Raw genomic sequence first — 3,259 nt, 5'->3', positions numbered from 1 at the left:
CGTCCGGCCCGCCGCCCTTCACCAGCCTGCGTCAGACGGACACCGAACGGTTCCTGCGCGCTGCCTGTGCTCAGGCCGGGGTGGAGTTCGTGTGGGGCGCGCGCGTGACGGGCGTGAGCACCACCGGGACGGAGGTCCGGCTGACCGGTGAGGACGGGCGGGTGTGGGCCGGCGCGTTCGCGATCGCCGCCGACGGGGCCCGCTCCACGGTCCGGCGCGAGCTGGGCATCGCCCTGGAGGGCACGCACGGTGAGGGCTTCCACGTCGTCGTGGACGTCGCCGACGTGCCGGGCGCCGAGCTGCCGCTGGAGCGGGTCTTCCACTACGAGCATCCCGGGGTGGGCGGGCGCAGTGTGATGCGGGTGCCGTTCACCGGGGGCTTCCAGGTCGACCTCCAGTGCCGGGACGACGACCGGCAGGAGGAGTTCGGCACCGAGGAGGCGGTACGGCGCTGGCTTCCCTCGGTCGTCGGGGACGGCTACGGCGAGCGGATCCTGTGGGTGTCGACGTACCGCTTCCTGCGCAAGGTGGCGGCGTCGTTCACCGATCCGCACCGGCGGGTGCTGCTGGCCGGCGAGGCGGCGCATCTCTTCCCGCCGTTCGGGGCACGCGGCATGAACAGCGGGATCGCGGACGCGGCGGCCGCCGCCGAGGCGATCGCCGCGGGAACCGGCGAGGCGGTCGCCGGGTTCGCCGCCGTGCGGCGGGCGGCGGCCCTGTTCAACAGCGCCGCCGCCGGTGCCGCCCTGGACCATCTGCGGCCGCGCCGCCGGACCGTCCGGGTCAGGCAGCGGGCCGCGGCGGCACTGGCGCCGGTGCTGCCGTGGTGCGGGTCATGGCTGGAGCACGCGCCGTACGGACCCCGGCACGGGGCACCGGCCGTCGCGGGACGCAAGTACTGAGGAGGCAGTTGGTGACCAGACCGGCGGTGGCGGAGGGCCTGTGGACGTGGACGCCCGGCCGTGGCCTGGCCCCGGTCCCGGACCAGGTGGCCGGGGGGCGGCTGCTCGTCGCGGACTCGTGGCTGGTGCGCGAGGGCCGGGTGCGGGCCTATGACCGGCACCGGGAGCGGTTCGCGCGGGCCTGCGGTGACTGCGGCGGGCCGGAGCCGCGCCGGCTCGCCGCGTTCTGGCGGGACGTGACCGCCGTGCTGCCGCGCACGGGTGCGTGGTTCCCTCGGGTGGAACTCGCGGCGGGCTCTCTGGAGTTGCGGCTGCTGCTGCGGCCCGCTCCGCCGCTCGGCACGGGGGTGCGGCTGTGGGCGGCGGGCCAGTCCGATCCGCGGACCGCGCCCCGGCGCAAGGGCCCGGACCTGGACACCCTGGCCCGGGTGCGCCGCCGGGCCGCCGGCGAGGGTGCGGAGGAGGCGGTGCTGATCGCGCCCTCGGGCACGGTGCTGGAGTCGGCCACCGCCGGCGTGCTGTGGTGGGAGGACGACACCCTGTGCCTGCCCCCGCCCCGGCTGCCCGTCCTGCCGAGTGTGACGGCCGGGCTGATCCAGGAGCGGGCGCAGCGGTCCGGTATCCGGATCGCCCACCGGGAGCGGACCGTGGCCGAGCTGGACGGCCGTGAGGTGTGGCTGGTGAACGCGCTCCACGGGATCCGGCCCGTGACGGGCTGGACCGGGCGGCCCATGCGAGTGCCTCCGGCGGAACGGGCCGGGGAATGGCGGATGTGGCTGGACAGTTTGATGGAGCCGCTGCCGGCCGACTGAATCGAGGAAATAGCGACACCGGGTCGAATTCGACCCGGCGCATTTTCCGTTGGCCGCCTTTAGTTTTTTGGCGCCATACGCGTCGCTATCGCGATCCGGTTGTACGCGTTGATGACGGTGGCCGACCAGATGAGCGCCGCGATCTGGTTCTCGTCGAACACCCCGGCTGCCTCGGCGTACACCGCGTCCGGGACGCGACCGTCGTGGACGAGCGTCACCGCCTCCGTCAACGCCAGTGCCGCGCGCTCGCGTTCGGTGAAGAACGGCGTCTCCCGCCAGGCGTTCAGGGCGTAGATGCGCTGCTCGGTCTCGCCCTGGCCGCGGGCGTCCCTGGTGTGCATGTCGATGCAGAACGCGCAGCCGTTGATCTGCGAGGCGCGGATCCTGACCAGTTCCAGCAGTTCCGGTTCGAGTGTGGCGTCCTGGGCCGCGGAAACGGCGGCGGCGTGCAGGGAGGCCATTGCGGCGGAGACGTCGGGGGTTATTTTCTTCAGGGCCACACGGGGCAGGGAAGTGCTTTCGCTCATGAGGTGACCATATCCGTTGAACGGCATTCCGGTGAGGAATTCGCGCGATTATCCGGGCAGTACCGCGCACAGCGCGTCCAGTGCCCCCGACCACGCGTGGTCCGGCGGTGTCCCGTAGCCGACGACCAGGGCGTCGGCCGGCTCGACGACCGAGGCGGCGTGCCGGTAGCGGGCGAGTCCGTGGACCGCCAGGCCCTGCCAGTGGGCCGCCTGGAGCACCGAATGCTCGGTGCCGGACGGCAGCCGCAGCAGGACGTGCAGCCCGGCCGCGATACCGGTGACCCGGGCCTCGGAGGTCCGGGCCGCGACGGCGGCGACCAGGGCGTCCCGGCGGCGCCGGTAGCGCAGGCGGGTCGCGCGGACATGGCGGTCGTAGGCCCCGGACGTGAGGAACTCGGCCAGGGTCAGCTGGTCCAGCACTCCGCAGGTGTCGACCCCGCCCTTGGCGGCCGCGGTCTCCTCCGCCAGGCCCGGCGGCAGCACCATCCAGGCCAGCCGCAGCCCGGGGGCCAGGGACTTGCTCGCGGTGCCCAGGTAGATCACCCGGTCGGGGTCCAGGCCCTGGAGCGCGCCCACGGGCTGGCGGTCGTAGCGGAACTCGCCGTCGTAGTCGTCCTCCAGCACGAGCCCGCCGGTGCGACGCGCCCAGTCCACGACGGCCGCGCGGCGGTCGCGGTGCAGGGGGACGCCCATGGGGAACTGGTGGGCGGGGGTGAGGAGGACCGCGTCGGCGGCGGACAGCGCGCTCGGGTCGGTGCCCCGCCGGTCGAAGGGCAGCGGGACCGTGTGCAGACCGGACGCGGCCAGGAGCCTCCAGTGCACATCGAGGCCGTACGACTCGACGGCGACCGTCCGTGCCCCGCGCGCCCGCAGGACCGTGCCGAGCAGCTTCAAACCGTGCGCGAACCCGGCGCACACCACGATCCGTCCGGGCTCGGCGCGTACGCCCCGGGCCCGGGAGAGGTAGCCGGCGAGCGCGGCGCGCAGCTCGGGGCGGCCGCGGGGGTCGCCGTAGTCG

At 74.4% G+C, this 3,259-nt stretch carries 4 protein-coding genes; 2 read left to right on the top strand and 2 right to left on the bottom strand.

What is annotated here, in order from left to right; translation table 11 throughout:
* On the top strand, window positions 1-902 hold a 902-nt coding region (locus CA983_RS41920; RefSeq protein WP_086605886.1), incomplete at its 5' end, for an FAD-dependent monooxygenase.
* Between the two features lie 11 nt (window positions 903-913).
* Window positions 914-1,714, top strand: a complete 801-nt coding sequence (locus CA983_RS41915; protein WP_086605885.1) for an aminotransferase class IV — start codon at window positions 914-916, stop codon at window positions 1,712-1,714.
* Window positions 1,715-1,773: 59 nt separating this feature from the next.
* Here the strand turns inward: CA983_RS41915 and CA983_RS41910 are convergent, their stop codons facing one another.
* Together CA983_RS41910 and CA983_RS41905 are read right to left on the bottom strand one after the other, a co-directional pair.
* The gene (locus CA983_RS41910) at window positions 1,774-2,241 is read right to left on the bottom strand and encodes a carboxymuconolactone decarboxylase family protein (protein ID WP_107500352.1); all 468 of its coding nucleotides are present in this window, start codon (window positions 2,239-2,241) and stop codon (window positions 1,774-1,776) included.
* A gap of 48 nt (window positions 2,242-2,289) precedes the next feature.
* Window positions 2,290-3,259: aminotransferase-like domain-containing protein (locus tag CA983_RS41905; protein WP_107500351.1), on the bottom strand; the 970-nt coding region annotated here is incomplete at its 5' end.

The sequence above is a fragment of the Streptomyces swartbergensis genome (assembly GCF_002148965.1).
Lineage (GTDB): Bacteria > Actinomycetota > Actinomycetes > Streptomycetales > Streptomycetaceae > Streptomyces > Streptomyces swartbergensis.
This window is presented reverse-complemented; position numbering and strand designations above follow the sequence as displayed.

What these genes read in the sequence shown, in the direction of transcription:
- CA983_RS41910 (WP_107500352.1), bottom strand. Translation starts at nt 2,241, where the DNA reads ATGAGCGAAAGCACTTCCCTGCCCCGTGTGGCCCTGAAGAAAATAACC.